Origin of the sequence: Sporosarcina gallistercoris (genome assembly GCF_050459885.1) — a bacterium.
Lineage (GTDB): Bacteria > Bacillota > Bacilli > Bacillales_A > Planococcaceae > Sporosarcina > Sporosarcina gallistercoris_A.
The window spans coordinates 1-4,809 of sequence record NZ_JBCMNO010000025.1 but is presented as its reverse complement, the minus strand read 5'-3'; the positions used below and the strand labels follow the sequence as shown (position 1 = coordinate 4,809).

The window sequence follows — 4,809 nt, the reverse complement described above, 5'->3', positions numbered from 1 at the left end:
ACTTTATTAAGAGAGGACAAAGTCATGGTCAAAGAGATTAGTAAAGAACAAAGAAAAAACTACAAGAGAAAAATAACATTGAGAATAATTATCCCTTTATTTGTTTTTTCACTTTTGACTACAGGTTATTTGTTATATCAAGAAACTTATATTGTTCATAATTTCTTTTCTCCAACAATCAATAAAACTATATCTCTAGAAAAAAACACCGAGAATTGGAAAGAAGTAAAACTCAACTATACAAATAATATTTTTTGGAAAAAAGAAATTGTAAATACTGATGGGAGCACATCTGAAATAGAAATACGCATTATCGACAAAAAAACAGATGATACAATTTACAATTTTTCGTTAAAGGCTGGAAAAAGCCACAAATTAGACTTATTAAAAAGCAATACTGATTATTTAATAGAATTGCGTGGGAAAAATGGATTATATTTTTTAAAGTTTCTTTAATTGAACTAACAATTTCAAAACTAATATAGAATAAAAAAGAATCTGCTTTGAGCAAAACTACTCAAAGCAGATTCTTTTTTAAAAGTTTAAATTAAGTTAACAAATTGGCCTGTTTACTAAAACTCAGATTCACATCAAGAATAAGTATTTTCTGAAAGACATTTATCACAAATTTGAATGCGTCCGTCTTCATCATTACCAACAATTTTCGTCTTTTTGAGCTGAATCTTTTCGCAAATAAAACACAGTTTTCGATTCACGCCTTTATGAGCAGAAGAAAAATGCTCATGAAATCTTTTACACCCGGGGCAGTAATAATATAAATCGCCTGGCTTAACCATTTGTTTCCCTCCTAGAAATTACGTAATTATTCAACCCAACATGCCAATACGCCATCACATCAACAGCACCATTTGCAACCTCGTCTGAATCATCATCAATATGGATTAAATCGCCATCCTCGGCATCACTTAATTGTAATTCCTTATGAATTTCTTTCAAAATACCACCGTAAGAGATCAATCGCTTATAAGCCAATGCCTTATCTAAATCCTTGACCGTCTGTATATTTTCATCTGTCACTTTATTCCCTCGTATCACATCTGTATCTTTTACTGGATACTTGGAAACTTCAAAAATAGCATTTTGTTCAAGAATCGTTTTTCTCACTTCTTGCTCCATTTCCACAAAATCAGGTGATTCTTTTTTAGGCTTAACCTTTGCGACATGAACAATCGGTTTGTAATCAATTTGCATAGCTTTTTGCCACATGCTTGTCCATTCAGTTTGCTTAATATAATTACGACCAAAATAATCATTTGGCACAGCTAACAACACGTGAAAATGAGGATGATACGTACCATACCACTCACTTTCCTTATCCCAATTCCGAGTTACTTCCATAGCCCGAAAATAGCCGCGCACCGACTTTTTAAATCTTGCATAGCCTGCAAATCGATTCCACGCTTTCGTCATCTGATCCATAGTAGGTTTTAGTTCTTCACCTTCAACATTACGCACAGTGAGAGTAAGAAACACCCACTTCACTTTTTCTCGCTCATTCACGGCTTGAACAATTTTTTTATTTTGAAAGGCAATTTTAAGTGACCTTCGCCAATTGCACATCGGGCACAACCTCACTTTACAAAAATACGCTTGATAAAGCTTTAATCTACCGTCTTTCATTTTAAACACCAAATAGTTTCCGCAGTCATACATTCGCTCTGCTTTTTTCGCTAAAGCTTCAACTGCTTCAAGATGCTTTGCCATCAGAATAGAACGCTTCTTCTTGCCTTTCCAGTCACGTTCCTCACCTTTTGCATTCACATCACGCAAAAGTTCAACGTCTTTTTGAACACAGGTACTTGATTGCTCCTTAATACCTGTGCTACTATCAGGATACAAACTCATAAAAAGCCTCTCTTTCGAGGGGAAACATACAAAAAGCCCTCTGTGTATTTGGTTTCTAGACAATTCCAATACTATCAGAAGGCTTTTTACATGTCAAAACACGTTTTAAGCCATACGGCTCTAAGGCTCATCGAACTTTTAAGCCCTTGAGTTGTTTCTATATGTATCAAGATAAGAAAGAGCATGTTTTTCGCTTCGCTCAAACCACTAAAAACCAAAGCAAAAAGGCACCCTTCCAGGTGCCTTTTTCATCTCTCCAAATCCATGTTTTTTCTTTTAGCCGATTTTTGACTTCTAACCTGTTTATCCAACTCCGCAACATTTTCCATGGAGAATGTATTCTCTTTGGCTTCTGAACGATCGTGAACACGTTTTAAATGGCTTGTAGGGAGTTTCTCTTGGATTTTATTCACCCAGCCTCCAAACACCTTCCTAAACGCCTCAAAATCGCCTGTACGCTGTTTGAAGTATTCTTTCGTGTGTTTATATAGATTTTCTATTTCGCTTGTCAGAGAGCCTACACGTTGCTTTAAACTGTTATTTTCATCTTTTAGCTGACTGTTTTCTTCAATTGTGCTTTTCCACTCTTTAAAAATCACTTTATTTTCGGCTTTCAACTCTTTATTTTCTTTTGCAAAATCCGTATTTAACACTTTGACAATCTGATGGGTGAGCTTTTCTTTTTGATTGGCAGCCGTCACTAACTTTTTATAATTCTCTTCGGATAACACAACATTTCCCGTAGGTCGTTTTTCCGTTTTCATTTTTTCCTTACCAAAAAGGTTTTTTTCTCCAGTCGGCACTTCAATACTTTTCATTTGTTTTTTGACGGGCACACTAATTTCAGAGGATACCTTTTCAGTTAATGCTTTGAGTTCCGTTTTTCGTTGAGATAAATCCCCTTCAAGTTGTTTAATCTCACGTTCCAAATCCTTTTTTTCCTTGTACTCGTTCACGTCTTTATAGTCATTCGTACCGACTAGTTTCCGCTCAATACCACGTTCCTGTAATGATTTTTCTAGAAACTGGACTTCTTTTTCTCTCCAGTGCTCAAACGGTCGGACCTTATCCAACGTCAGATCCTGTTGCGTAATCGCCTTATCAAACGATACTTGTTTTTCTAAACCCCGCTTATATCCTTCTGCAACTGGAACGAAATTCACGTGCATGTGTGGACTGGCCTCGTCATTGTGAATGACCGCATTATAAATTTTCAGCTGCGGATTTCTTTTTTCAAAATCTGAATACCATTCTTTTAAAATCTCGTTCGCTTTATCAAAATCCGCCTTGCTAGAAAAATCCTCTTTGTCTCCCACTTGAATAATCAATTCTTGCTGAAGCGAGGTTTTTTTACTGGACTGAATGTGCTCATAATAATTATCAATTTTTCGATCGTTGCGTTTTTGTTTAGCATTATAATTTTCCAACGCTTCGCCAAATTCTTCTTGGTAAACTTCCTTCAAATTCTTTTGAACGAGGTAGACATTTTCATGCGAACGAGATTCATCGATGTGCGAATTCCGTTCTTTATCCTTGTCATTCATGGTCCGATTATTGTGTTTGATGTTGGTTTTATTAGTCGCCTTTTTGAGAGAAACAGACATACTCATGACGAATCACCTCACTTGCTATGAGTGTACCAGACAGTTTGTTACTTTGCCAAAGTAACCTTTTCTGTATTGTGACAATACGCTACGCTCCATGTGCACAATGAAAAGGCTCTCCGAGGGTAAAAACAAGGGTCTGTCACTCTAGCGTGACAGCTTCCCCAAAGATCAAAATCAAAAGAAAACACCTTGGGCGTTGCCCAAACCCACAAGGGAGAAGTTCTCCCTTGACCCCCTCCAAAAAGCTCCCCCAACCCCCTCACTTTTTGAGGGGGCTCCCTCGCCGGTAGGCAGTTTCCAAATGTGCATTTGGAAAAGCCAAGAGGGTTCGGGTGCAGTGAATTCGTCAACTCCTTAAATTCCCTTCACTTCGTTTCGGTCAGACATTTATCGTTGACGAATGCCACGTTTTTCCCTCTTTCCCATATAAGAAAAATGCCAAATAAAAAAGAGTAGCCCAAGCCACTCTTTTCAAAATACAAATACTTCCCATATTTCATTCGATACTCTCTATTCAATCAATAGTAATTAAGTATGAACCATTTTTAGTTACTGCTTTTGCTTTTAGTGTATAAGAACCACTATTCCAAGGGATTTTATCCATTTTCACTGTTTTCCCTTTACCAACTTCCTTTGTTGTACCAACCTGATTGCCACTAGAATTCACTATTTTCACTAAAATTGCACCATTATTTCCAGAATCATTAGTAACGCTTGGACTATCACTAAAGAAATTATTTGAAGTAGTAACATTAGAATACCCAGTAGTTGTTATATAAGCATTACCGCTCCATTTAACACGAGGCTGTATTTCCGTCGATGTAGATTCACTAGTTAACTCCATCGCACTTACACTATTCGGTAATATAGATGCTCCAAAAACTGATAACGAAAGACACGAAATAATAATAGCCTTTTTCATTCTTTTTCCCCCATATTCTTTTTTATCTTACAATTAAACAGTAACATCAACACTTAATATTCAAAAATATTTTCTGCACCTTAAACGTTGATATAGCAACATGTCAGAATATCTGTCATTGAATTTCATTTAAATTACAGAGATCAAAGCACCCCCATCGCCCATAATGTCAATATGTCTGACACATAGCACCTAAGATTCCACGTAAAATTCACTTACATAAGGAGAATGAATATTATGCTTATTGGCGACAAGATAAAAGAAGCTAGAAATAAAAAAAGAATGACACAACAAGACCTCGCAGATTTATTAAACATCTCACGGTCCGCTATATCTAACTGGGAAGTCGGAAGGAACTATCCTGATTTAGATATGATTGTTCAATTAAGCGATATTCTAGAAATCTCTTTAAAT

6 protein-coding genes are annotated in these 4,809 nt (G+C 36.2%); 2 read left to right on the top strand and 4 right to left on the bottom strand.

The features are described from left to right. Positions 1-456: hypothetical protein (locus tag ABE021_RS14325; protein WP_430289577.1), on the top strand; the 456-nt coding region annotated here is incomplete at its 5' end. A 134-nt stretch (positions 457-590) separates the two neighbouring features. Here the strand turns inward: ABE021_RS14325 and ABE021_RS14320 are convergent. From ABE021_RS14320 to ABE021_RS14305, 4 genes are all read right to left on the bottom strand, one after another. Next, positions 591-797, bottom strand: a complete 207-nt coding sequence (locus ABE021_RS14320; protein WP_108308462.1) for a hypothetical protein — start codon at positions 795-797, stop codon at positions 591-593. Continuing rightward, entirely contained in the window at positions 790-1,866 is a 1,077-nt protein-coding gene (locus ABE021_RS14315) for a protein rep (protein WP_108308460.1), read from the bottom strand. The genes ABE021_RS14320 and ABE021_RS14315 overlap by 8 nt, the downstream gene beginning before the upstream one ends. A 248-nt stretch (positions 1,867-2,114) precedes the next feature. Further along, a complete protein-coding gene (locus tag ABE021_RS14310) occupies positions 2,115-3,476 on the bottom strand; it encodes a plasmid recombination protein (protein WP_430289576.1) in 1,362 nt (453 codons plus the stop codon). Between the two features lie 511 nt (positions 3,477-3,987). Further along, a complete protein-coding gene (locus tag ABE021_RS14305) occupies positions 3,988-4,395 on the bottom strand; it encodes a hypothetical protein (RefSeq protein WP_108308465.1) in 408 nt (135 codons plus the stop codon). Between the two features lie 228 nt (positions 4,396-4,623). Between ABE021_RS14305 and ABE021_RS14300 the strand changes: the two genes are divergently transcribed. After that, on the top strand, positions 4,624-4,809 hold a 186-nt coding region (locus ABE021_RS14300; RefSeq protein ID WP_430289574.1), incomplete at its 3' end, for a helix-turn-helix domain-containing protein.

Excerpts from the sequence above, each read along its gene's own strand:
- ABE021_RS14320 (WP_108308462.1), bottom strand. The coding sequence starts at position 797 with ATGGTTAAGCCAGGCGATTTATATTATTACTGCCCCGGGTGTAAAAGA.
- ABE021_RS14315 (WP_108308460.1), bottom strand. The coding sequence starts at position 1,866 with ATGAGTTTGTATCCTGATAGTAGCACAGGTATTAAGGAGCAATCAAGT.
- ABE021_RS14310 (WP_430289576.1), bottom strand. The coding sequence starts at position 3,476 with ATGAGTATGTCTGTTTCTCTCAAAAAGGCGACTAATAAAACCAACATC.
- ABE021_RS14305 (WP_108308465.1), bottom strand. The coding sequence starts at position 4,395 with ATGAAAAAGGCTATTATTATTTCGTGTCTTTCGTTATCAGTTTTTGGA.